The sequence below is a fragment of the Kribbella sp. NPDC056345 genome (assembly GCF_042262745.1).
Classification (GTDB): Bacteria; Actinomycetota; Actinomycetes; order Propionibacteriales; family Kribbellaceae; genus Kribbella.
Genome location: NZ_JBHJQQ010000011.1, coordinates 139,758 through 161,856 on the forward strand (window position 1 = coordinate 139,758; position 22,099 = coordinate 161,856).

At 65.4% G+C, this 22,099-nt stretch carries 11 protein-coding genes; all 11 read right to left on the minus strand.

Annotated features, from left to right (window positions below; translation table 11 throughout):
• Positions 1-3: 3 nt before the first annotated feature.
• Positions 4-1,719 (minus strand): hypothetical protein, encoded by a 1,716-nt coding sequence (locus tag ACFCV3_RS32435; RefSeq protein WP_376036466.1) that lies wholly within the window; start codon positions 1,717-1,719, stop codon positions 4-6.
• A gap of 5 nt (positions 1,720-1,724) precedes the next feature.
• Entirely contained in the window at positions 1,725-7,283 is a 5,559-nt protein-coding gene (locus ACFCV3_RS32440; RefSeq protein WP_376036468.1) for a hypothetical protein, read from the minus strand.
• A gap of 161 nt (positions 7,284-7,444) precedes the next feature.
• Positions 7,445-11,458, minus strand: a complete 4,014-nt coding sequence (locus ACFCV3_RS32445; protein ID WP_376036470.1) for a type IV secretory system conjugative DNA transfer family protein — start codon at positions 11,456-11,458, stop codon at positions 7,445-7,447.
• Positions 11,459-11,576: 118 nt separating this feature from the next.
• Complete coding sequence (locus ACFCV3_RS32450; protein ID WP_376036472.1) at positions 11,577-13,724, minus strand: hypothetical protein; 2,148 nt, start codon at positions 13,722-13,724, stop codon at positions 11,577-11,579.
• A 28-nt stretch (positions 13,725-13,752) separates the two neighbouring features.
• Positions 13,753-15,519 (minus strand): AAA family ATPase, encoded by a 1,767-nt coding sequence (locus ACFCV3_RS32455; RefSeq protein ID WP_376036475.1) that lies wholly within the window; start codon positions 15,517-15,519, stop codon positions 13,753-13,755.
• 117 nt (positions 15,520-15,636) lie between these two features.
• Positions 15,637-16,218, minus strand: coding sequence for a hypothetical protein (locus ACFCV3_RS32460; protein WP_376036478.1), 582 nt, complete (start codon positions 16,216-16,218; stop codon positions 15,637-15,639).
• A gap of 182 nt (positions 16,219-16,400) precedes the next feature.
• Positions 16,401-18,635 carry a relaxase MobL gene (gene mobL / locus ACFCV3_RS32465; RefSeq protein WP_376036480.1) on the minus strand — a complete coding sequence of 745 codons (2,235 nt, stop codon included), beginning with the start codon at positions 18,633-18,635 and terminating at the stop codon, positions 16,401-16,403.
• Between the two features lie 85 nt (positions 18,636-18,720).
• Positions 18,721-19,779, minus strand: a complete 1,059-nt coding sequence (locus ACFCV3_RS32470; RefSeq protein ID WP_376036483.1) for a hypothetical protein — start codon at positions 19,777-19,779, stop codon at positions 18,721-18,723.
• A gap of 19 nt (positions 19,780-19,798) precedes the next feature.
• Positions 19,799-20,299, minus strand: coding sequence for a hypothetical protein (locus ACFCV3_RS32475; RefSeq protein ID WP_376036484.1), 501 nt, complete (start codon positions 20,297-20,299; stop codon positions 19,799-19,801).
• 100 nt (positions 20,300-20,399) lie between these two features.
• Positions 20,400-21,095 carry a hypothetical protein gene (locus tag ACFCV3_RS32480; protein ID WP_376036487.1) on the minus strand — a complete coding sequence of 232 codons (696 nt, stop codon included), beginning with the start codon at positions 21,093-21,095 and terminating at the stop codon, positions 20,400-20,402.
• The gene (locus ACFCV3_RS32485; protein WP_376036490.1) at positions 21,092-22,045 is read right to left on the minus strand and encodes a hypothetical protein; all 954 of its coding nucleotides are present in this window, start codon (positions 22,043-22,045) and stop codon (positions 21,092-21,094) included. The genes ACFCV3_RS32480 and ACFCV3_RS32485 overlap by 4 nt, the downstream gene beginning before the upstream one ends.
• Between the last annotated feature and the right edge of the window lie 54 nt (positions 22,046-22,099).

Genomic DNA, 22,099 nt, shown 5'->3' on the forward strand with positions numbered 1-22,099 from the left:
ACGTCAGGCCTGGTATTCGTGCTCGGTCCCCGCTGATTGTGAGGTGCCGTTGGTGCGGGGCTCGCTTGCGCTCGATGCGGCAGGGGAGGTGCTCTGCTGCTGCGACTGCCACCTGTCATAGGCCTCGGCTGGATCGTTGCCGACGTGGGCGATGAACTGTTGCCAGTTCTGCCCGTACCGTTGCGCCCACTGTTGAGCGAACTCCGGAAAGGAGGCGTCGACGGCTTCCAGCGCGTCGGCGTAGGCGTTGGAGTAGAGCAACCGTTGGTCCTTCTCGCTCACGCTGTCAGCGGCCATGGCCGCCTGCATGGTGCGTGATTGGAAGAGCCGGTCGGGCAGCGCGCCGGGCATCCCCTGTCCGTCGACCTTTTGCGCGCGGGCGACGCAGCCGAGCATGTAGCCGGCGAGGTCCTGGTTGAACGCTTCCATGTCGCCGCGGGCCGCCGCGTGCGACATGGTCATCGCCATGGTCTCGGACATCCGGTCGCGATGTTCGGCGTGCCCCATCTGGGGGCGAAGGGTGAACGCGCCGAGCACGCCCTGGCGGCTGCCGGCGTCCTCGTACCGGGTTGGATCGACGGGCCATCCGGTGCAGTCCACGAAGTCGCCACGCCAGACCGTCTGCATCTTGTCTGTCCCGGCGATCCGCTCCTCGTGCGGGGGCGACATGTGCCATTGGCCGTGGGCGAACCCGTTGACCATCACCTGCACGCGCGGGTCCTCCCGGATGCGCTGCCCGAGGACGACACGCGAGGCCTCTGTGACTTCTTCTCGGCTGATGCCGTCCTCTTCGGCCTGCCGGTACAGCCTGGCGATCATCGTGGTGTAGCTGGCCATGATCGTCTCGGTGTCCGCACCGGGCTGACGCAGGGCCGCGAACGCGTTCTCGGTCAGTGCCATCTCGGTCATTCCCGCGGAGCGTGGCGTGAACATCTCGCGGTGGCCACGCTCACGAAACTGGAGGTCGGCGTAGCGTTTCTGCCACTTCTTCGACAGGTAGCCGCCGGGATCAACGGAGTCAGTATCGGGTCGCGACCCTCTGCGTTCGGCCTCGTGGCCTGATGCCAGTTGCTGTGCCCAGTTCATCTTCGACTCGGCCTTGGCGTCGATGCGCTGCTGGATCGCCGTCGAGACTGGTTCGAGGCGCTCTTTGACGATGTGGCGGAACGTCGGCGACATCAGGTACATCGCCGCCATCGTGGACATCACGCGCACAACCGACGCCGCGCTGACGCCCTCGTTCAACGGCCGCATGGCGGCCATCACCATTGTCTCGGCATGCACGCGGTGCATTGCGCTGAGCTTCTCGACCCGCTCGTCGTCGTTGAACCCTCGCACGAGAATCTTGGACGCGCGCAGCGATTCCATGTACCTGGTCCCGGCGTCGCGGACATTCTCGCGCAGCAGCTTGAGCTGCTCGCGGTCCGTGAGGTCTGCGGTTGCGTTGGTCTGCTCGCGGTCGGCTTCGCGCCGACGGACCTGTTCCTCCTCGCGGCGGCGCTCCCGGGTACTGAAGAAGTCGCGGGTGCGGTCCCACCGGTCCTGCCAGCCGGAGCCGCCGGTTCCGTTCTGACCGGAGGGCTCGTCTTCCCACCACTCGGCGTCGATTGGCTCCTGCTGCTGGTCTCCAGTTCGCCAGTGCCGCCTCTTCGCCGGGTCGAATACCAGTTTCCCGGAGATCGGGAGCGCCTTGCGGCCCCGGCTGTTTCGTTGCGCCATGGTGCTCAGCTCTCCATTTCGTAGCCGGCGCCGTCGGTGGGCGCGGCTGGTTCAAGGTCGATCAGCGGCGCGTACGCTGCGGCCGGCCCGCGGCTTCGCGGCGCTGCCGCGGTCACTGCGACGGCATGTGTCGAGCGGCGGTTGTCGCCTCGTGCCTGTGCGGTGCTGTGCTCGTCGGTGACGACGTCGCGTTTAACGAGGGCGTCCGCGATGGTTGGTGGGGTGAGTTCACCGTGCGACCCCGGATCCGGCAGCAGGCCGTTGGCGAGCCGGCGGGCTTGTCGCGTGGCCGCTGAGCAGAACTGTTCGTTCATCTCGCCGTCGAAGAGGTTCTCGTGCTTGCCAGCGGCGATGATCAGGTCCTCGAGGGTGCCGCCGTACGCCATCCGATCCATCAACGAGCCTTGCAGCGATGGATCGTCTTCGAGGTTGCGTACGAGCCCGGTCTTCGGATCGGTGAGCGCCTGGGCCACCCGATCGACGTATTCAGGGTTGACGGTGACGGCGAAGCCGTCCTTGGCCCGGTAGAAGTCAACGAACTGCTCCACCCACTGCTCAGGTGTCGCCTGGAGCGGGACACCGTCCTCGAATTGCGCCCGCCACTTGCCTGGCCCGAGGTGTTCCAGAACACGCCCACGCCACAGATCGCGCCCCGGGCCCTGCAGCATCTCGTACTTGTGCCGGGCCTCGGCGGCGTCATGTTTGGCCTGCAGGACGGACTGCGTCACCGGGTAGGTGACCTCGAGGACGGCTTTCATGTCCTCATTGCGCAGCGCGCGGACGGCGCGCTGGCTGTACGAGCCACCGAGACCGGTGCCATGGGCCTTGATCGCGGTGGCGAACATCGAGGCCTCCTGGTCGGTCCGATTGATGCCCGAGCGGCCTCTGTGGCCCCCGAGGTATCGGGCGTAGTCGGTCAGTTTCTGGAGGTTGCCTTTGGCGCCGGTGGTGACGCAGACGTCGCGCACGCTGTTCAGGTGTGACTGCAGGTCGGCGAACGACAGCGCCGTGCCGAACTCACCCCGCTGGGCGCTGCGGTAGAAGCCGCTCAGCCGGACGGTCACGTCGTCCTGACGCGCGCGGGTCGTCTCCGGAGCTTCATCGGCTGCGCCCCAGCGAATGAGGTTCGCCGCGCCACTCAGGCTGTCCAGCTGTTGGCGCAGCTCGGGGTCCTTCGAGAGCGCCACCTGGGTGTCGAGGGAGACCTGCATGGCGAACGGGTGTGTGCCCTGCTCGCTCACGACACCGGTGTCCAGGAGGTTCGCCGGCACCGACAGCTTCGCCATGGCCTCGGCCTTCGCGGCCCGGCTGTGCAGTTTCACCACGGCGACGGCGTCGCCGTCGAAATCGCCGTCGAAGCACTGGTCCATCACCGGGTTGATGGCCACGCCGGTGAGTCGCTGGTCGACCGCGACGCGCAGATAGCGCACGCCCGCGTCGCGCAGCACCGGATCGCGCCAGACGAGCGCGTGGTCACCCTCGATCAGGCCGAGATGATCGGCCATGACCGGGCTGACAGCGATTTGGTCGATGTCGAGGCGGGGGTCTGCGGTCCATACGGCGGTCGCGGAGTCGGCGAGCCGGCTCGACATGAGGCCGGTCTTGAAGATGTTGTGTTTCCCGCTGAAGACTCGCTGCTCGAGGTCGGTGGTGATGGCCTCGAAGTTGCGCTGGGCACGGGCGGCGGCCTGGCGCATGGCGTCGACGAGTTCTTCGCGCTGGCCCTGGCCGAGGGACCCGGCGGTGAGTTTGTCTGGCAGCGCCCGGTAGCGGCAGGCCTGCTCGTGGATGTCGAGGTAGCGGTTGGTGTAGTCGTGGGTGACCACGCTGCCGTCGTCGAACTCCTGTCCCGAGCGCAGGTGCGAGGACAGCACCGGTACTTTCCAGGAGGTCCCGGAAGCCGCCTCGGTCTGTTCGCCGGTCAGGTAGCGTAGCGGGAACGGGATCTCGAGGTCGCCGCCCTTGTCGCCGATGAGCGCACCGAAAGATCGGCGCATCGCCACGACATGAAGCCCGCCGTTCGAGGTTCGCACCAGCTCAGGCATCGCGAACAGGCGACGCTCGGGCTGTTCATCGACCATTTCGTGGCCCGTCCCGCGGTCATTGTTGCCGCGACCGATCACGTGCAGCGTGCCCTCTGCTGCCATGGCGAGCCCCACGCTGAGCATGTACTCGCGCAGGTTTGCCTCGGCACCGGCGTTGTGGCCGTAGAACTCCTGCATGATCGCGGGGCAGTCTTGAGCACCGAGCGCCCAGGCCAGCTGAGAAGAGGCCTTGCGGCCCTTGCCGGCCAGCACCGATTCGTCGTCGTAGATCTTCGTCTTCTCGTCGACGGCCATGTGGGTGACGATGAACCGCATGCTGCCCAGGCTCCCTGCCCGCACACCACCGCCTGGCACCGTCAAGTCTTTGGCCCCGGCGGCCATGAGCTCGCGGGCCGAGCCCGCATTACGCCGTGAGATCAGTGAGAACGGGCTCATCACCACGTGGAGGTCCGGGTTGGCGCGGAACCAGGCGACCTCTTGCTCGACGTGCTGCCTGCTGGCGTCTTCTGAGCGCATGCTGCGGTCGACGACCAGCGATACCACGCCCTTGTTGCCGTGAAGATCTGACAGTTTGTCGCCGACGACCAGGTCGCGCAGCTCATTACCCGCGCCGCGGATCTGGTTGGCCTGCGCGAACTCGCGGCTGATCACGATCGGGTCGTCTGCCGTCCAGCCGCCGAACGTCATCATGGCGGTCCCGGTGGCCGGCGTGATCTTCGATGACTGCATCAGCGTGGACGCGGTCATCTGCTGGCGGTCGAACGGGTCGTACTGGAGTGTTTCGAGCTCGGGGCGGTTCATCAGCGGGGCGCGCCCGCCGGATGACGTTGCCGGGTCGCCGGGGATGATCTGCCCCTCGGGACTCACCGTCGCGTCTTCGGTGAGGTAGCGCACGATGCCCTGGTTGGTCGCACCTCCGGTCATGACCGGGTCGAAGTAGCCGCCGGGTGCCGCGACGCCGTTCTGGTCGGTGCCGGTGAGCACCGCCATGTTCCGGCCGCCGGTGAGCTTCCATGGGTCGAAGTGGTTGTCGTCGGCGGGGTCGGACTCGCCCTTGCCCGCCTGGTGCTCCGCGTAGACCGTTGAGCCGGTCTTGATCTCGTTCGAGTAGCGGATCCGTTTGGCTTCGGTGGCCAGGATCGCTGCAGTCCAGGGGTCGAGCTGGCCGGAATCCTCGTCGCGGGCACGATCGATGAAGTCGGTTGCGTGCTTGGTGCCGTACAGCTGTGTGTAGACGCGGTTGAGCGACGAGCCCTCGCCAACCTCGCTGCGGCCGGATAGCAGGTCGTTGGCGAGCTGGTACTCGATCCGGTCGATCATCGTCTGCTCGTAGCCGCGCAGCAGTGTCCGCTCCTCGACGCTTTTGGTCTCGCCCGGCACCTGGGGGGCGATGCGGGCCTCGTATCCGGGCACGATGAGGCCGTTGTCGCCGCTGATGAAGCTGGTGATGATCTCGCCGTGCTCGCCGACGTCGAAGACCTGCCCGATCTGGCCGGTGACGGCTGTGGTCGAGCCGTCACGCCTCATCTTCTCTGCGGTCCAGCGGATGACTCCTTGCTGGTCGATGAGAACCTCGCCCGGCTCTGCCGCGTTGCGCACGAGGCTCGAACGGACGGTGTCACCGACGCGCCGCATGAACAGCGAACTGTGCGCGTCCGCAGGGACGGCTGTCGTTTCGTCGAACCGTACGAGCCGATCCTTGAACCGGTCGGTCTGGAATCCGGAGCCCCGCATCTCGCCTGGGCCGGCTTCGATCCGGCGCAACGCCTGGGCGAGCTCGTCGAGGTTCGACCACTGGCCTTTCGGGCTGGTCATGTACTTGGCGACGCGTACCGGGTCGAAGCGTTGCTCAACGAATTCGCCGTCGACCAGGAGCGTCTCGGGTTCCCAGCTGCCGATGAGTTCGTCGGCGAGCTCGTCGGCGTGTGCCCGGACCTTCTCCGCGGCGGTGCCGCCGTAGACGAGGTTGCCGAAGTCCGGTTCGATACCGGGCCCGGAGGACTGGAATTCGCCGATCATGCCGAGGCGCTCCTCGTACATCTGCTCCGTTGCGCCAGGGCGCAAGAGCTCGTCGCGATGCCCGGTGAGAACGTCCCAGTAGGAACGCTGAACGGTCGCGATCTCGGGGTCGCTGGAGTATTGCGGAGGCTCGAACTCGACTAGGTTCAGGCCGGCGGATCGCTGCTCGTCAAAAGCGGCGATGAGACTGTCGGCATCCAGTGATGCCCGCAGGTTCTTCCGGGCGCTGTCCACGGCGTTCGAGAGGTACTGTTCGGCGGCCTCGGCATTGACGAAGAACTCGGGCAGGCTGCGGTCGTTTGCCTCACGGCGAAGCATCACTTTCGAGCCCTCGCGATGGCGCTGGCCAGCCGACCGGTAGTCCTTGACCACGAACATCGAGTCCTTGCCGACGTGGTAGCTGTCCTCGATCTCGACCGGTTCGGCGGCGCCCTGGCGGCCTCTGCGGGCGGTCTCGATGTGCGTCGAGCCGTTCTGGCCGGCGAGCAGGTCGGGACGGTCCTGACGTACCACTGCCCGGCCCTGCGCGAAGCGGAGCAGTTCGACGGCCTCGGCCGGAGTGGGGGAGTACAGCGCTGTCTTGCCCCGCTCGATCTTGTGGTTCGTCGAGTAGCGCACGACCATCCCGTTGTCGTAGATGCGGGCGCCGGCATAGTCCTCACGGGGCCGGGGCTCGGTGAGGCGGATCTCCATCCCGGTCCCGGCGACACGGGCCTTGATCTGACCTGGATTCTGGTCCCGGCGTACCTCGTAGCCGAGTCCCTGGGCCTGTAGTTCCCGCAGCATCGCGACCGACCGCTCCACGGCGGCGGCGGACATGAACCGGTTGCGGTCCACTCTGCCGGTGCGCGGATCGCGGCCGCCGTCGAGAACCCACTGGCGCACCTGCTGGTAGTCGCGGACACTCATCGAATCGCGTAGCGCAGTCAGCCCGGAGGCGTCCTCGTCGGTCATCGCGAGACCTGCCTCGGACAGGCGGCCGCCGGAATCAGCGATCCACAACATTGCCTGCCCGTGCTCGGGACTCGCGGCCCGGTTCGTCTCGCCGCCCATGTCCCGTTCGATCGTCTCGTCCGGCAGATAGACCAGGGCAGTGCCCGCGCCCTTGATCGTTGCCCGCTGCGACCACTCCGGGTCGTACGGGCTGATCGGCAGGGCCGGAACCGCGTTTACCGGGCTGGCCAGGCCTGCCTCGCGCAGGAAGCGTGCCTGCAGCTGCTGCAGGAGCGGATCTGTGACCGTGTGCTCGGTGAAGATCGGCCCGGAGCCCGGCACGGACTCCTGGATCGACGCGTCCAGCGCTGCCAACAGGTCCTGCACACCGAGCTGCGGGTCGGCAACAGACCTGCCCAGCGGGGCCAGCCGCTCGTCGGCGCGCAGCCTGATGGCCTTCGCCTGTGAGATCGGGATGACCTGGCTCGCTCTGTGCCGCGCCAGCCGGATCGCGTCGTAGACGACGTACTCGAAGAAGTACCGCCGCAGCCCATGTCCTGTCTTCATCGTTCATCGCCTCCGCAGGAGTGATCGGCACATAACCATTCTATAGAGAGTAGATCATTATTCATGATAATCATTCAATGGTCATCGAAAAGCTGAGTCGGCCGCGCCACACCTCCAGGCAGGGCAGCGGCCGACCGGGGACGGCGGAGGCTGGGTCCGGTTCAGCTGTCCAGCATCTCGACTGCCATGGCGCGATCGAACGCGCCGCCAGCCAGGTGTTCCCAGGTCGGCAGGGAAGCCAGGAATCGGTAGAAGTCGGCTGAGATCTCTACCGTTGCCAGCGACTGCAGGTCTTCTGCGCACAACTCGCTGTCGAAGAAGACCCGCGAGTCTCCGCTGCTGGCCGCACTGTTGAGCTTGCTTGCAGCCTCGGCGAACGTCGACGAGCGCAGTGGCGTGATGTAGGTCCGCGACCCGTCGGCGCTGCGTAGTTCTCCGTCACCGCCGACGGAGAAGTGGTCCCGGTCTTGCTGGAGCTCGACGAGCGCTGACTTGTACGCCTCGGTGAGCTGCCGGTCCAGGCTCTTGACCCGTGCAGTTCCGTCGGGTTTGACCAGCATGTCTTGGCTGATCGTCGCTTCGGCATAGATGAGCCGGCGGCGCGCGGCGGCGGCTGTCTCGCGCTGGGCGACCTCCGCGGCGAGCTCGACGTTGTCGACAACTTGGTCGTCGTCGTAGATCATCGCGACATCGAGGTCATCGGCGTCGACCTCGCGGACCGCGTGCGGGTCGCGTCCTTGCTCCACGTTGACCTTCATCTGCACGATCTCCATGACCTCGTCGGAGTAGATGTCCGGATCGAGACGCGCGATGTCGACGTCGGCGTAGCCGTAGCTCTCCTGGTAGACGTCCTTCGCGCTGCCGGACTGGATCGCCTGCTTCATCCGCTTGTCGAGCATCTTGCGGAAGTCCGGCTGGTTCATCCGCACGTCGAAGTCCAACGCCGAGCTCAGCGTCGGAATCGTCTGGAGCGTGTAATGGTGCCCGGGGTGGATGATCGCGTCCTCGAACAGCCGCCACGACATCGGCAGGATCGTCTCGTTACGATTCCAGACCGGTGGGTCGCCCGCACGGAAGACGATCGAGTTGCGATCGGAGATGAACGCCATGTCGTTGTACTTGATCAGCGGCTCCTCCTTGGTGTTCATCGTGTAGGAGACGCGGCCCTCGGTCTTGCCACCCACGACCTTGTCCAGGTCCTGGCTGATCTGCTTGGAGTCGATGTAGGACTTGTGCGTGGTCCCGCTCATTTTCTCGAGCGTCTCGATCATCGAATCGTCGGTGGACTTGAGGAACACGATGTTGCTCGTGTTCCCCTGGACGATCTTGTCGACGCTTTCTCCGTAGACGTCACGCAGCTGCTGCAGGGTCTGCAGGATCAAGGTGAACTGCTGTTCCTGACCCAGTCCGATGGACAGCATCGTCTCGAAGCCCGCGATGCCGTTGCCGTCGGACTGCAGGTTGCCCAGCTCGTCGAGCATGAACCGCGTCTTGTACAGCGGTTTCTGGTTGCTCTTGGTCATGTACGACTTGTCGAAGTTCAGATCGACCAGCTGTTTGATCAGGATCAAGATCAGCTTGGCGTACTTCATCAGGTGTGGCGGGGTCACCAGGAACACGGCCTTCGGGGCCTCGGAGTAGCGCACCATCGTCTGTGTGATCGCGCGTGCATGACCCCTGACCTTCTCCGGCGCGCCCGATGCCGTGAGATCGAGCCGGTCTTGCGGATAGGTGGTGTCGGCCGGCTGGTACTCGGTGATCGCGGCGGCGCTCATGCCGTCTGGGGAAACCGGCCGGAGCTCGCGGATCACGCCGTTCTTGACGATCTTCTTGCCTGTCACGGGCTCGGCGATGTAGTGCCGGCCGTTGAGTGAGACCTGATAGTTCTTCTTGAAGTGGAAGTAGAAGGTGCGCACCAGCATCTTCGACTGTGGGTTCACCAGTTCGAGCTTCAGCCAGGCCTCGTCGGTCGGGAATTTCCCCTTGAAGTAGTACCGAGCCCAGCCTTCACGCGAAACGATGTCGGAGTGGTCGAAGTCCTCGCCGAGAGCTTCGGTGAACTTTGGGTCGGCATAGGCCGACCACATGGCCTGCTGGCCGATGAGGTGGTCGCGCTTGAGGTAGTTCATCGAGAAGCGCACGCCCAGCCTGCGTGGGAACGACAGCCCGCCCAGGTCGGTGTTCTGCGAGGGTTTGCCCGAGGTAAGGGTCGAGATCGTGGGGTCGGTGAAGAAGCTCATGGCCGTGATCGCGATGCCGTACACCGACGCCAGCATCTTCTCGGCGCCCGCCATCGCCCGCAGCGCGTTGTTGGCGTTGCCGATGAGTGTGCGCATGGTGTTGGTCGGCAATGCCTCGGTTGCGTTGAAGTAGAGCGTGAGCATGTCCTGCTCGGCCTTGCCCTCCCATAGGAACGCCTGGCGCTCGGCGTCGTCGCGGGCCGCTTCGAGGCCGGCCTCATCGTTCTCGAATCCGCCGGCCTTGACCTTCTTCTCCAGCTCGGCCTCAGGGTTCTTGAGCTTCTTGCTCGTGAGCTGGACGAAGAGCTGGTAGCAGTTGTAGAGGGTGACGTGCCCCCACATGTCGTCGAGGCGCCTTTCCAGCGTCTCGGGATCCATGCGCGTCGCCGCGGCATGGTCGCGCAGCTCGCGTTCCTCTTCGAGATAGAAGTCGATGAGGCCGTAGGCCGCGCGTTTGAAGGCGTTGTTGGCCGCGTTCGGCCAGACCGGGTCCTCGCCGCCGTCGACGGGGAAGAAGACATCGGCGATGTTCTCGACGTACAGAGCGCACTTGGTCGAGTCGCCCTCGCGTGCCGCGTCGGCGGCCATGCCCAGCGGGTTGTAGATGTCGGTCTTCATCGCGTTGATGAGATTGAACTGCACCGGTTCGAAGCCGCGGGTCACGAACGGGACGTAGTTCTTCACGAGCAGTTCGCCCTTGGGATCGTTGATGACCATGTTGGACGGGCGCTTCTCGCGCGACCACATGTCGAGCATCGGCTCGATGTAGGTCTGGCCCTTGCCGGCCCGGGTGATCGCCAGCACCATCGTGTTCACCGGTGCGGTGTCCACGATGTACGCCCCGCCCGGGCGCTGGACCTCGTAGGCAGGAAACGACCAATCGTCGTTGATCAGGTCGGCGACCGTCTTGTAAGGCCCGAGCTTGCCGCGGTCCTTCCCGTCCCCGTTGTACGGGATCACCGTGGTGGAGTACTTCTTCCGCAGACTCTTGTCGGCCGGCAGTCCGGATGTGTCGAAGAGGTCGTCGCCGAACTGTTCGTCGATGATCGGCAGCGAGTCGATGGCCGGTTCACCGTTGTCGTCGTCGATGGCCTCACCGGCGTAGTAGACGAGCTGGCCGTCCTCGTCCACGACGTCCGCGGCGGCGCGACGCGACACCGCGATCATCTTGAGCCCCTTCTTCTGGAGCATCATGTGACTGATCATCGAGGAGACCTGGACACCCGAGTGCGCGCCGGCATCGGGGAACCAGTCGAACTTGCGCTGGATCTCTTCGGGCAGCGCGATGTGCTGGTCGTTCTCGTACTGGTTGATGTCGGAGGTGTCGCGCATCAGATTGGCGGCGTCGACCCGCTTCGAGACCCAGGCGGCCAGCACGACGCCGAGCACAAGCCCCGTCCCCAGCGAGACGAACAGCTTCAGTCCGGATACGTCGGTGAGTTGCGCACTGAGATTCGTCGTCCTGGCAGGTTCGGTTCCCTGCTTCTTCGCGTCGTGCTGCTTGGCTGTGTACCACTGCGGCACAGGAACGTCGGCGAGGTCCGGATAGCATTTCCCGGTGGGCTGCCCGGCCTTGTCGAGCTGCTGGTAGCAGGGTTCGGCGGCACCGCCCTCGGCGGTGCGGGTCGACTTGATGTAGAACTTCTCACGCGGGCGGTCGCCATTCGCGGTGTTCGAGATCGTGCTTCCCAGCCCTAGGACGACCAAGGCGATCACCGAATAGAGGACCCAGGTGATGACGGCGATGATCGCGCCGGCAATGATCGCGCCGGCCATTCCGGGTGCTTTCGATCGCCTGGCCTGCAGCTGACCCCGGTCGAGCTGCTGCCGGTCGTGCACGTCGCGATGTGACAGCGTCTGCCCGGAGCCCCGGGCCGAGATCTTGTCCCAGCCGCTCGCCCTCGCCCGCGACGCCTTCCGCTTCCCTCGCGCCATTGGTGCGCTCCTCGTCCTCACTGTGTTGCCGGAAAAGTCGATGACGGCACTGGCGCGGGGGTGATCCCCTGTACGCCGCTGGCCTCTTTCTGCGATCGGCTGCTGCCCCGCGATGCGCTCAGATCAGGGTCGCGCCGATGACGAACCCGCCCGCCAGCATGAGTAGTGCGAGCACGGCCGCCATCGCGATCAGTGCTGTGTTGGACCGCGACTGCATCAGGTTCGATCGCTCCAGATCGTTGATGTAGGCCTGGCGGTCTGCCTGCAGCTCATTGACCCGTGCGTCGTAGTGCTTACCGAACGATTCGCTCATGTGGTCCATCTGCAGCAGCAGATCGCTCACCCGGTTCGTCTGCGACGTCGTCTTCTCGCTCTCCAGGTTGAGGCGGTGCTGCCATTCCTCGTCCCGGGCACGCAGTTGCTCGATGGTGGAGTGACGCGCGCGCTCGAACTCCTCCTCGGCCCGGCGCAACTGCTCCTCCTGCTCAGCACGCATCCGGGCGATCGCCTCGGCGTGCTCGCTCTCTAGCTCACCGATGCGGTTGACCGTGGCTCGCTCAGCGTCCAGCGCCTGCGCGCGGCTGATGTCGTTCTTGCGGTTCTCGTCGATGACCGACTGGATCTCGTCCGTCAGGCGCACCAGCAGCGCGCGTTCGGCCGCCAGAGCCTCGGCTTGACGTTCGGCCAGCACTTCGAATACCCGGGTCATGCCGATCGCCATCTTGCGTTCGGCATCCTTGCGGCGAAGACCGAGGATCTCCTGGCGGGTGTAGTCGTAATCGTTCTCGACCTTCGCCTCGATCGCCGCCACGGCATCGAGCTGCTCGCGCCGGATCCGTGGACTGTTCCGCTCGCGGTACTGCGCCTCGGCCTGGGCGGCCGCCTGCTGACCGACCCGGGCGATAGCCGCCTCGAAGACCTCGGTGATCTCGGCCTGAGCCTGCCGGCCTTTGTCCTCCCTGGCAGCCAGCGCATCGCGGTACTCGGCCCGCGCCCCGGCGGCCAGCCCCTGGTAGACGCTTCCCTCACGATCGATGGAGACCTCGCGGATCACCTGCTCTGCGTGCAGGCTCATGAGCGTGACGAACTGCGTTTGCAGCGTCGTTTGACCGTCGGCGTGCAACTGCCACAGTTGCGCGTTAGCCTGCCGAACTAGTTGCGCGACCTGATCGCCGAGCCACGAGGTCGCAGCCTGTGGTGCCTCGATCTGAACGGTCAGTGCGCCGACGCCGAACGACGTTGTGAACTCGTCCAGCGTCACCTGCAGGTCAAGGTCCTCGCTGAGGAACCGTCGAGCCAGGCTTCCACGCACCTGGAACTGGTTCGCCACCGGCGCGGCGGGCAACTGCTCTGTGGGCTGATCCAACCCTTCGCCGCCGGACTCCGGATCGTCCGGTCCGATGACCCCGTCCAACTCCTGGGAGCCGTGCTCGTCGAAGGACGGCGAGTCGAGACCCTCGTCGTCGGAGAAGGCGGTCGAGAAGTCCAGATCGTCGTCCGGGTCGGTGCCGAATACCGGTTCCTGGTCGAACAGTGGGTCGCCGTCGTCGAACGACCTCTCGTTCGGCTCGACCGCGACCTCAGCCAGCTCGGCGTCAGCGGCCGCTTCGGTGAAGCCAGCATCCATGTTCGCCTCGCCGCTGTGCCGCGCCCACATCTCGGCGCCGACCGCGTCCTTGAGATCGACCCGGCCCTGGGAGACTCCTTGCGCCTGAGCAAAGGTTGCTGCCGCCGCCAGGTCGACCTGAAGGCCCTGGCCGCCGCGCTGGTAGACCACTGCCCAGGTGTAATCCGCAGTGGTGAGCAGCCCGTATTCGTCCATACGCTCGAGCGTCCCGCCCGTCGGGATGATCCCGAAGATCTGCTGGTCGAGCATGTCGCCGGTCGCTAGCGTGCGGATCGAATCGTTCTCGATCAGCTCGATGATGGAGCCCCTGGCCTCGTCACGGCCGTGACGCCTGCTCAGGCCGCCAATGCTTTCTGCGGCAAGCACCAGGACCACCCATGCCGTCCCGCTGGGCAAACCGAAACGCTCGTTGCCGCGGAGCAACTCGACAGCCGCCGGGACGGCGGTCTCCCGGACCACCGACGACAGCAGCTCATCCGGCTTCTTCTGCCGTTCCTTCCTCCGAACGGCATGCTTGGGTCCTGTCAGGATGCTCACACCAATGGGTCCCTTCGATCTATAGCCCGATTTGCCTCGTCTACCAGGAGGTCGATGCAACACCACTCGAAGATACCATTCAATGATCATTTGATAGATCATTCAGAAAGGATTGTGGATAGTGGAGGGACTACCTCATCGCGGAGACCACGACGTGGCCGTCTGAGATCAGCATCGTCTTGTGATCGCTGGCCAGCTCGCCCTTGACGTCGACGCGGAGCCGGCGCTCGGTGGGGTGCTCGTTGACGAAGCGCGCCACTTCCGTGCTGACCTCGTCGGTCAGCTTCGCGACCGCCGTTCGAGCGCCGCCGGCGTCTGAGTCGGAGTCGCCTTTGTCGTCGACCAGGTACTGCAGGACTCGCTCGGACATGACGACCTGTGCGTTGTGCTTGACCCGGACCTCCTCAACCAGGCTCCACAGTTTGTTCTTCACGATCTTTCGTTGTGTCTCCAGCGAGAGCGGCTGGAACGGAACGATCGCGTCGATGCGGCCCAGCAGCTCGGGCGGAAGGCGACCGGCGCCCGCGGTGGTCGAGATCGACCGCCGGATCAGCTTGTCGTACTCACTGAGCTTCTTGCCCGAGCCGGTGTCGTCCGGCTCGTACTGCGCGATGGTCGAGAAGATCTCGTTGCCCACGTTCGTGGTGAGCACGATGTAGGTGTTAAGGAACGACACCTCGCGGTTGTTGTCGTCGGACAGCCGGTCGTCGTCGAGTACCTGGAGCAGGACGCGCGTGACCATCGGCGAGGCCTTCTCAATCTCGTCGAACAGCAGCACGGAGTGGGACAGGTCCCAGACCCGCTTGGTGAGCTCGGAGCGAAACAGCCCGAAAGAGTCGTCCGAGGCGAACTCGGTCATGTCGAACCGGATCAGGTGACGCTGATCGTCGCCGAACAGCAGCCTAGCCAGCTGCTTGGTCAGTTCGGTCTTGCCGACACCGGTGCTCCCGGCAAACAACATGGATGCCATGGGCCGTGATGGATCGTTCAGATCCGCAACGCACAGCTGCAGCCGCCGTGCAACGACCGACGTGGCGAGGTCTTGGCTGTAAACCTTCTCGTCGAGTTGCTGCTTGATCATGGTGCCGTCGACCCTGAATGCGACGTTGACGTTCAGCGACTCCATCAGTACGTCCGAGAGCAGACGCTTGTCGATGGCCCGGTTCGTGTGCCGATGCCAGCCCACCATTGAATCGAGCACCAGGATGGACTTGCGTGGCTGCGAGCTCGCCGGCATATATCGCTGCGTGTACTCGTAGATCAGCCGGAAGAGATGGTCGCCGTGGAACTGATCGGCCACTTCGTAGCGTTCGGCCATGCCTTCGAGAATCCTCACCGTGGTCGCCTCGTCCGGTGGAGCGAGATTGATGCGCTGTAGCCGCTCCACGAGTGGCTGGTTCGGCGCAATGTGGCGGTGGAACTCCTCGTACGTGGTGGCAGCGATCACCCGGATTCCTCGGGCTCCTGAAGCGGCGAGCACAGGCTTGATCGCCTCGACCGCCGCATCCGATAACTGCATGATCTGATGGAACTCGTCGATGAACAGGACCAGTTCACGGTTCTCGTCGCAGGCAAAGCGTTCGGCCTCGTCGAAGAAGCCCTTGAGCGTCGAGGCCATGCGGTCGGAGTCGCCGGCCTCGGAGATCATTCGCGCCGGATCGACTTCGAGGTACAGCCGCTGTGTGTCGATCTGACTGATGCCCTGGACGAGCACGGTCTTTCCGGATCCGGCAGGAGCCAGCAGCAGAGCGTTGCACAGTTCGGCGCGCCTCATTGCCGCCAGCAACTGTGTCATCTCGTACTCGCGGCCCACGATCTCGCGCTCTGGCGGCTTCATTGGGCTGGACAGGCGGGCAAGTAGTGCGTAGCCCTCGTTCAGCCGGGGACCGTCGAACATGGCCTGCTCCCTCCGCTGCAGTCATGGCACGGTCCTCGCACCACCTTGGTCGAGGCGATGCAAGGACCGTATGAGCTCACCCCGGTTGCCGGGGCCTGGTGGTTGATCTGATCCCGATCAGCCCACCGCGAGCTCCTCGGTTCTCGCCGGCGTCGCGTTGTCCTCGAACAGTGGTACGTCGCCGTGCTCCGCAGCGGCCTGTGCCCCGGCGACCGGCGTCCCAGCCTCCTGCTCGGCCGTGGTGCCTGCGGCCTTCTTGGCCGCCTTCATGGATGCGAACTGACCGTCCATCGTCTTGTCGTCGATCTTGAAGTCCGACCGGGTGAGCGACTTCGAGTTAAGAACGAGCCCGGCGCCCTTGGTCGACGGCATCACGTTCGCCTTGACTGCATAGACCCGGCCGATCTCCTGGCCGTCCTTGTTCATGATCGGCTCCGAGTTGGGACCGGCCGCGTCGACGATCTCGACGAACTGTCCCTTCGAATACGGCGCGCCGTTGTTGAACCGGCTCTTGCCGTCCTCGTCCTTCACTGGCGCGGAGACCAGGTGCAGGTTCGTCTGCTCCGGCCCACGTGGGTCGCGGTGATCCACCATGACGTCGATGAAACGCGTCTTCCCGTCCTTCGTCGCACTGTTGTTGTAAGTCTTGGCCAGCAGGTTGACGCCGGTCATCGCGCCCTTGCCCTTGAGCAGTGCCATGATCTCTTCTCCCTGTTTCTGCCCGGCTCGACCACGAGTCGGTCTGGATCGGCAACATCCGCTGCGGGGTACGAGACCCGGCCCGCGAATCGTCCACAGATTACTATCTAGATAGTCATTAATACAAGTCGAAATGATGATCTAATGATTATCTAATGGATGATGGGCGTGTCGGACCTTGCCTAGGTGTCGCGGTTCGCCTCGGATTCGTGAGGATCGGGGGAGTCAGGACCTGAGCGCGCGCCGGCCTCGAGGACGACCCGATCGATCTGGTGTTGGAGACGAATGACGAGGGCGGCGTCGAGTGCCGAGGTGGTCCGGCGGTGGGTGAGGTCTTGCTGGGTGCGCAGCTGCGCGAACCGGCTCGGCAGGATGCTCTGGCCGGCAGAGTCGATAGACCGTGCCAGTTGTGCGGCGAGCTTGGTCATGGCCGCGACGTCGTCGACCGGGAGGTCCGTGATCGCTCGTGCCTGCCCAGAGTTGTCCAGGTAGGCCATAGCCGCGATCAAGAGCCGCCGCCGCTGTGCAGCCGCGGTGGTGAATCCTGTCCGGGCCTGGGCCCCGATCGTGATGTCGGAGAAGAAGTCGTAGCCGAGGTGGTGCAGGTCGAGCGACCTGACTTCGTCGAAGTCGTAGTCCGCGCCTCGGGTGATCTCTACCCCGGCGGGCCCGTCGGCGGCGTTCAGGGTGACCAAGACCAGCCCTGATCCGCACAGCGAGGCTCGCAGCCCGTCCAGACGCTCGTCGTACGCCCGCTGCATCGTCCGGATCCGGTGGTCGAGGACGGTCCGGCCCGCGGCGCCTTCGGTGAGCAGACGCCCTCCGGGCTGCCCGTAGATTTCGTGGCCCAGGCGCTCTGCCTCTTGAGCGTCCTTCATCCGCTGTAACGAGGCATCTCTGCGCAGGCTCATCAGTGACAGGAGCCGTTGACCGTAGTCCGAGACCTGCCTGTGCTGCTCGTACCACGCGCTCGTGTCGCCGACGAACGGCAGGAAGTGCCGATACTTGGCGGTGAGCTTGCGGTGATACTCCTGCTCGAAGCGGTAGAAGTCGTACAGCGGGCGCGATTCCTCGGCCGCGACACCGACCGCCTGGGCCTTCTCCCATTGCCGGGCCAGATCCCGGTAGGCCAAGGCGCGCTCTCGGTGGTGTTCAAGCCGGGAGTTGTAGCTGCGCAGCCGGAAGGCGAACGAGACGAGGTCGGTCTCCTCGGGACCGCTGTCAGGGGCGCGGTCGTGAGCCAGTGCGGTCAGCTGCTCGTAGTCCAGGCCCATGATGTCGAGCATGGGCGTGCGGATGCGCAGCTGATCGGCAGGAAGCGAGCGCACCAGTTGGTAGACGCCGTTGACCGCCTGCTCGAGGATCTGGGTGCGTCCGCGGCTGACCAGTTGTTGCCACTCACGTGTTGTGAGCGATTCGCTCGCGCGGCGCTGGTTGGCGTAGTCGACGATCCTTTCCATGGCTTGCGGCAGTGGGGAGCCGGGGCGCTCGAGCTGCTCGGTGACGAGCTCGGTGGCCAACCGGTTCGCCTTACGCATGCGGCGGTCGTTGCTACCGGCACGCCAGAGCCGGTGGTCTTCTGGGAGGCACGCGATGAGGAACTGGGGGAGTGCCTCGTCGCGCATCCGTTCGTGTGCCCAGCGCTTGATGAAGGTAGTGACGTTGCGCCGCTCGTAGCCCACGGCGCTGGACAGGTGCGCCATCGTCTGTTTCTCGTCGAGCCAGGCGTCAACGCCGCGGCGGAGCCTGGATTTGTGCCGGTCCAGAAGCTTGCCCCGCTGAGTTCCGGACGGTGTGACCGTGCCGGTCCCGGCGTCGACCATGGCCAGATGGCAGTGCACGTGCTCGGTGTCGACCTGGATGACCCCGACGTAGCGCAGATCGTCGAAGCCGCTGTTGCCTGAGCTCATCCGTTCCAGTCCGTGCATGATCGCCAGACGCAGCTTCATCTGGTCGATGTGGCCGCGGTAGTCCCCTCGTGCCTGGCAGTGGAAATCCTGATCGAGGATGCCGTGCTTTTTCAGGTAGGCCTCATCGAACGACAGGACCGTCTTGAGGACCGTGTGGCCGGCCTCGAAGTGGTGCTGGATGTCTCTGCTGGCCGCGCGTAATTGTTCGTCGGACAAGGACACCGAGCTGTAGCCGAAGGCGACGCCGCCGGCGCCCTGCGCCTGGCGCATGTCGTTCTTGGCCGCTTCGCGCGATATGGCATGGTCGACGGCTGATGCCCGGGCCATGTAGCGGACGATGAAGTCGTCGGTGCGCAGCCGCTGTACCGGTGCCAGCGACTCGGTTGCCTGCTCCCGCGCCATGTAGCGCTCGACGTAGCTGCCCGGCGTCGCACCCCGCGACCCCGAGCCGTCCGGATTCTTGATCGAGAACTCGTTGACGATCACTACGTCCTGCTTCAGGCCCATACCCGTCCCCCCTGGTGTCCTTGGCGGCCGCCATCCCGGCGACGAAGCTCCTCGCCGTCCACCGCGCCGTTGTGCCGGCCCGATGTCAGACCTGGTGGTCCGGAACGGATCCTGATTCGCCGGGGTCAAGGTCAGCAGCGCGCAGCATCACTTGGCGCCTCAGCTCGTCGAGGCGAGTCATGTCGGCGGGCGGTTCGGTGTGGACTGGCTCGATCGGCAGTTTCTCGGCTGTCTCGCCGTCCAGGTCGAGAGATGCAACCGGCTCGGGTCCCTCGTCGATGGCGGCCGTGGCGCTGGTCTCCTCGAGAGAGCCGGCGATCCTGGAGCGGTAGACGTTCTCGGGGGTGCCTGCTTCTTCCTCGCGCTCCAGGCGAAGCTGCGCCTGTTCGGCGTCCAGGGAGGCAGCGACCGCCTGCATCCGTGTCGCCAGTGGGCTCCCGGTGTCGTTTTCTGCTCCGGGTCGCGCCAGGGTCGTGGGGGTGTGTGCTTGCCCGAAGTCGGCGTCGTCGAACAGCGGCGTGAATGCGTCGGAGCGAGCGCTGACGCCAGTCTGGCTGACCACGTGCTGGTCCTGGCGCGGGCCAGCCGTCGTGCTGTGATCGGCGAAGTACTCCGTGATGTCGTAGCCGGAGGACTCCAGATCGACGTCGAGGCTGCCGAGGCCGTGGACGCGGACGAAGACCACGGGCACGTCCGGGGCGCTCTCGGGCGTTGCGACGAGCGTTGTGTCTCCGGCCGGAGCGAGCACGAGGGCATCGATGGTGGCGGGCAGCTCCCAGTTGATCCCGGTGACTTGCTCGGGGAGGGTGAATTCCGGCGAGAAGTAGCCCTTCCGGGCCAATTGTACGAGCTGCTGGTCGTCGAACTCGTAGAACACGTCGACCGGTTCGCTGCCGCCGATCGGGAACGTCACCTCGTCGACGTCGTACGGCAACTGCTGATGTGGACGCACCGAGCGTAGTTCGCCGTGCAGGTGGAGGTATGGCCGGTAGTTTCTCTCCGGGCCGTGGTGCTTCAGCTCCATGGATTCGACGAACACGGCAACATCCGCGTCGATCTTCTCCGTCCGTGTGGTCTCGACGCCGCGCTCGCGCAGTACGCGATGCGCCCACACGTCGTTCATGGCAAGTCCTGCGATTCTCATGTCAGAAGCTCCTGTCGACTCATCTCCGGTTCCTGGCCGGCTTCTTGCGGGTGGCCCGTCCGTCGCGGTGAGGAGTCTCGGCGCTGGCGACAGTCTCGGGTCCGCTGCGCCGGGCGTGCTTGAGGCTGGCGATCCGGCCGCTTCCGGCCCGCCACAGCCAGCGCATGAAAGAGATCTCTGCGACGGCGAGCGCGACGACGACGAACAGGAACGGCACGAGCCAGACTGCGATCGTCGCGCTGGCAGTGGGGCTGCCGAGCGACGTGCCGGACCGTTGATGCAGGTACGCCCCGATCATCGGAATGACACTCACAGCCGTGACCATGACGAGCATGTAGTCGGCCAGGGCGGTGGCGAGCCGGATCACAGCCGTCCACACCAATAACGGTGTGCCCGCCTCGACCCGGGCAGTCACCGCGGCGAATGCCGCTCTCGTGGGACTCTTCGGGCGTTCGGTCTTGCCCTCTTCTCGCTGCTCCGGCTGGGCAACCGCCTGGGCGGGCCTGGAGATCGTCGTCATCTGTCTGATGTCCTTCGTCTGAGGTGGTGGTTGCCGGCTCGAGAGCCGACGGCGGCGACGCCAAGGGCCGCGAATTTGTCTGCGGTCAAGCTGAATCGGGTCATCGCGAGAGGCGCGTTGGGCCCCATGGAGCAATCCCGACCAGGTTCGAGACCGTCCCATCGGCGCTGACGGTGGCGTAGAGAAGGACCCGCCGAATAGCGGTCGGTTGCGGCGCCGCCCGCCCCTCTGCGTTCTGCGCCGCGCTGCTGACACCGACCTCGATGTCTGCCATGACCGCGTAGCGGTAGCGGGTGGCGGCCACTTCGACCACGTCGACGTCGAGGTTGCGGCTGACCGCCGAGGTCATAGCGATCGCGTCGATGTAGTAGCGCCGCTTCCGGCCGGCGTCCTCGTTGAATCTGGATGGCGGCAGGAAGGTCTGCAGGAAGGCGTCCTTCTCGGACAGACCGAAGCGGTCCTTCAGCGATTCGCGGGCGAGCTCGTAGGTCTCGCCGGAATCCCAGGTGAAGGCGATGGACAGCAGCTGCGCGAGGGTCGCGGTGTCTTTCCTGACCCGGGCCGCGCTGATGCCGATCCCTGCCAAGACGGTCTTCTCCGAGACCTCGGCTTCCTGCCGGGCCCCTTGTGAACTCGACGCCTCCAGAGACCTGACCTGCGACTCCTGAGCAGCGAGATGCCGCGACTGGTCCACCGCTTCGGCAGTAGCCAGGACGATCCCGGTGGCCACTACGGTTGCGAACGCCAGGATCCAACGGTTCCTCGCCCAGAACCCACTCTTGTCCGGAAGATTCATGGCTTCTGCACCGGCCCTTCTCCCAGCTCCGGCGCTCTGGCGGCCTCTGCCGCGTCCGTCTCGGGCTGGTGCGGCCGGCCCGCGGCCGTGACGACCAGCCCGAGTCCGCTGAACGTCCGCGTCGAGCCGTCGTAGGTGGCGCTGGCCCACGCGAGCACCGTGGTTTTGCTGTCCCTGCACACCCAGACCACCCGCGCCCTGGTCGGCGCGTCGAGCGTCGGCATCACCGACTCGACCCGCCAGCCGTACGACTTCGGATCCGCCGCCCTCAGCCCGTCGTAGCGGACAAACCAGGCAAAGCGCGGGTCCATCTCGTCCCTGCCGAAGTAGGGCGTCGTCGTAAAGGCGTAGGCCAGCTGTTCGTCGGCGACGAAGGACTTCGGATCCCAGAACGGGGCCAGCACCCGGCGATGCTCGACGGTCTTCAGGACGGCTTCGTTCGGTGCACCGTTGCCGGCACCGGGAGCGTTGTTCACCACATGGAAGAGCCTGGCGTACTCCTGCTGCTTGTCCGCCACTGCCTTTGCAGCCGCCGCGGCCCATGCGTTGAGCACCGCGAGCGCCTTGCTGTCGACCCGTGCCACCGTCGGGGTAGGGGCGCCGTCCGGAGCCACCGCGGACGGAGTTTGAAGCGCGCTGATCCGGAGTGTGTTTGCCGCGCTCTGCTGGTCGTAGGTGCGGTTTCCGACCGCGCTGAGTACGGCTGTAGCGGCCAGCGCAAGCCCCAGCACGATTGCGAGGCGTTGTCTCGGTGACTGCCTGGGCCTGCTCGGCGCGTGGGCGGCGGGATGTTTGCCCGGGCGAGTTCGCCGTGCGGTCGCCCAGTTGTTGAAGCGGACCTCGAGGTCGGGCCCTGTGACCTTGCTGCGCTCGCGGCGTGGCCGTTCGGTGAGGTTCTTGTCGTCGGCGTCCGTTGCTTCGGGTGCTGGGCCGGTTGTTTCGTCGGTCATCCGTTCGTCTCCCGGGTCGTTCGAGGGGTGGCCGAGTGGTCTGGTCCAGGGAGC

Excerpts from the sequence above, each read along its gene's own strand:
- ACFCV3_RS32450 (WP_376036472.1), bottom strand. The coding sequence starts at position 13,724 with ATGATCTATCAAATGATCATTGAATGGTATCTTCGAGTGGTGTTGCAT.
- ACFCV3_RS32460 (WP_376036478.1), bottom strand. The coding sequence starts at position 16,218 with ATGGCACTGCTCAAGGGCAAGGGCGCGATGACCGGCGTCAACCTGCTG.
- ACFCV3_RS32485 (WP_376036490.1), bottom strand. The coding sequence starts at position 22,045 with ATGACCGACGAAACAACCGGCCCAGCACCCGAAGCAACGGACGCCGAC.
- ACFCV3_RS32440 (WP_376036468.1), bottom strand. The coding sequence starts at position 7,283 with ATGAAGACAGGACATGGGCTGCGGCGGTACTTCTTCGAGTACGTCGTC.
- ACFCV3_RS32480 (WP_376036487.1), bottom strand. The coding sequence starts at position 21,095 with ATGAATCTTCCGGACAAGAGTGGGTTCTGGGCGAGGAACCGTTGGATC.
- ACFCV3_RS32435 (WP_376036466.1), bottom strand. The coding sequence starts at position 1,719 with ATGGCGCAACGAAACAGCCGGGGCCGCAAGGCGCTCCCGATCTCCGGG.
- mobL (WP_376036480.1), bottom strand. The coding sequence starts at position 18,635 with ATGGGCCTGAAGCAGGACGTAGTGATCGTCAACGAGTTCTCGATCAAG.
- ACFCV3_RS32475 (WP_376036484.1), bottom strand. The coding sequence starts at position 20,299 with ATGACGACGATCTCCAGGCCCGCCCAGGCGGTTGCCCAGCCGGAGCAG.
- ACFCV3_RS32445 (WP_376036470.1), bottom strand. The coding sequence starts at position 11,458 with ATGGCGCGAGGGAAGCGGAAGGCGTCGCGGGCGAGGGCGAGCGGCTGG.
- ACFCV3_RS32455 (WP_376036475.1), bottom strand. The coding sequence starts at position 15,519 with ATGTTCGACGGTCCCCGGCTGAACGAGGGCTACGCACTACTTGCCCGC.
- ACFCV3_RS32470 (WP_376036483.1), bottom strand. The coding sequence starts at position 19,779 with ATGAGAATCGCAGGACTTGCCATGAACGACGTGTGGGCGCATCGCGTA.